At 65.1% G+C, this 2086-nt stretch carries 2 protein-coding genes; one reads left to right on the plus strand and one right to left on the minus strand.

All coding sequences use genetic code 11. The annotated features are described in order from the left end of the window. Positions 1–109: 109 nt before the first annotated feature. Complete coding sequence (locus IP83_RS19195) at positions 110–1696, minus strand: MFS transporter (RefSeq protein WP_054123849.1); 1587 nt, start codon at positions 1694–1696, stop codon at positions 110–112. A 116-nt stretch (positions 1697–1812) separates the two neighbouring features. Between IP83_RS19195 and IP83_RS19200 the strand changes: the two genes are divergently transcribed. Beyond that, on the plus strand, positions 1813–2049 hold the full coding sequence (locus tag IP83_RS19200) for a nuclear transport factor 2 family protein (protein ID WP_054123850.1): 237 nt from the start codon (positions 1813–1815) through the stop codon (positions 2047–2049). Positions 2050–2086: the final 37 nt, after the last annotated feature.

Raw genomic sequence — 2086 nt, forward strand, 5'->3', positions numbered from 1 at the left:
AAATCTCAGTGGAAATTACGGCCCCTCCCGGGTCACTTCTCAGTGGCAATCAACATATCGTGGCCAGCGAGCCTTGCAAGCGCCTGTCAGCTCGGTTCGTCACGTCAGCTCATGCGGGTTCCTGCAAGCGTTTGCCCGCCGTCTCGGGCAGGCCGAAGATCGCGACGACGGCGGCGAAGACGACCATGATGAAGGGATAGGCAAATCCGGTCATCACGCTGCCGGTCGTGGCGACGGTGGCCTGCACGATGAACGGCATGAAGCCCGCGAAGATGCCGACGCCGAAGTTGTAGCTGGTGGCGAGCGAGGAATAGCGCGTGCGCGCGGGGAACTGCTCGCACAGCCATGCGCCCATCGGGCCATAGGTGAGGATGCCGGGGAGGCCGACGACGACCATGGCGATGACGATGATCACGAGGTTGCCGAGCGGCGGGCTGACCGGCGCGGTGGTGTAGCCTGCGGCCTTGAGCGCGGTATCGAGCGTTTCGGGCGTGGTCGGCTGGCCGGCGATGGTGACGACAGGGGCCGAACCGGCGGGGGCGTCCTGCTTGGTATAGGGGACCCCGGCGCGGGTGAGGGTGTCGAGCACCTTCCCGCAGGCGCTGGTCTGCCCGTGCTGCGCGAAGGGATTGAAGGTGCACTCTGCCCCGGAAACGACGACGGGATGCTCCTTGGCGGCGCGGGCGAGGGCCGGGTTGGCCTGATCGGCGATGAGCTGGAATCCGGGAAACAGCACCACCAGCATCATCGCATAGCCCGCGAGCACGACCGGCTTGCGCCCGACGTGATCGGAAAGCCAGCCCGCGAGCACGTTGGTGAAGGCAAGGACAGCGAGCACGCCGATCAGCAGTGTGCGCGTCAGCACCGGGTCCATGTGGACCGAGACCTGCATGAAATTGAGCAGCTGGATCATGCCGATGTAGCCGCAGATCGATTGCCCCACCGCGCCGCCGAACGTGGTGGCGAACAGGCGGCGCAGCTGCTTGGGCGTGGCATAGGCTTCGCGCAAGGGGGTGCGGGCAAGCTCGCCGGCCTTCTGCATCGCGGCGAAGACCGGGCTTTCGGAGAGCTTGAGGCGCATCCAGATCGAGACAGCGAGAAGCAAGAGGCTCGACAGGAAGGGCAGGCGCCAGCCCCAGGCGATCCACGCTTCCTCGCCGACGAGGGTTTCGGTGGCGAGGACGACGAGGAGGCTGAGCGAGAACCCCGCCGAGGCGCCGATCTGGATCCAGCCGGTGTAGAACCCGCGCTTCTTCACCGGGGCGTGTTCGCACACGTAGATCACCGCGCCGCCATATTCGCCGCCGACCGCGAGGCCCTGCAGCGCGCGCAGCACGACGAGGAGGATCGGCGCGGCGATGCCCCATTGCGCATAGGTGCCGAGCAGGCCGATCGCGGTGGTGGCAAGGCCCATCAGCGTGATCGTGACGAGGAAGGTCACCTTGCGGCCAAGGCGGTCACCCAGCGTGCCGAAGATGGCGGCACCGATAGGCCGCACCGCAAAGCCGACGCCGAAGGTGGCCAGCGCGAGGAGGAAGCCCGCCGCAGGGCTGGAGCCGGGGAAGAACAGCTTGCCGAACAGCGGGGCGAGTGTGCCGTAGATGTAGAAATCGTACCACTCGAACGCCGTGCCTGCTGCCGAAGCCGCGATGACCGTGCGGATATCGGCGGGCGTAGGCTCCCCTTTCGAATCCATTCTTCTCTCCCCTTTTGCGCAGCATGGCGCGGCGGGAGGCGATTGCCAATCGTTTCGAGAATTGTTAGCCTTACTTACAAATGTCCGCGGAGGCGGATTGGATGGGAGTGGGGTAAATGTCTGATCTGGAAGCGCGTCTTGCCGCGCTGGAAAACCGCGTCGGCGAGCTGGAAGACATCAACGCGATCCGCCGCCTGCAGTGGGCCTATGGCTATTACATCGACTACAACCGGCCCGAGGAAGTGGCTGGCCTCTTTGCCGAAGACGGCGCGGTGGTGTTCCTTTCGGGCGAGTATCGCGGCCACGCGGGGATCATGCGGCTCTATGGCACGTGGTTGTCGCTGGCGGAGTAAAATGCCCCAGAAGTGACATTTGAAAATTCCCCACTTC

Source organism: Novosphingobium sp. AAP93, from assembly GCF_001296055.1.
Taxonomy (GTDB): Bacteria; Pseudomonadota; Alphaproteobacteria; order Sphingomonadales; family Sphingomonadaceae; genus Novosphingobium.

Excerpts from the sequence above, each read along its gene's own strand:
- IP83_RS19200 (WP_054123850.1), top strand. The coding sequence starts at position 1,813 with ATGTCTGATCTGGAAGCGCGTCTTGCCGCGCTGGAAAACCGCGTCGGC.
- IP83_RS19195 (WP_054123849.1), bottom strand. The coding sequence starts at position 1,696 with ATGGATTCGAAAGGGGAGCCTACGCCCGCCGATATCCGCACGGTCATC.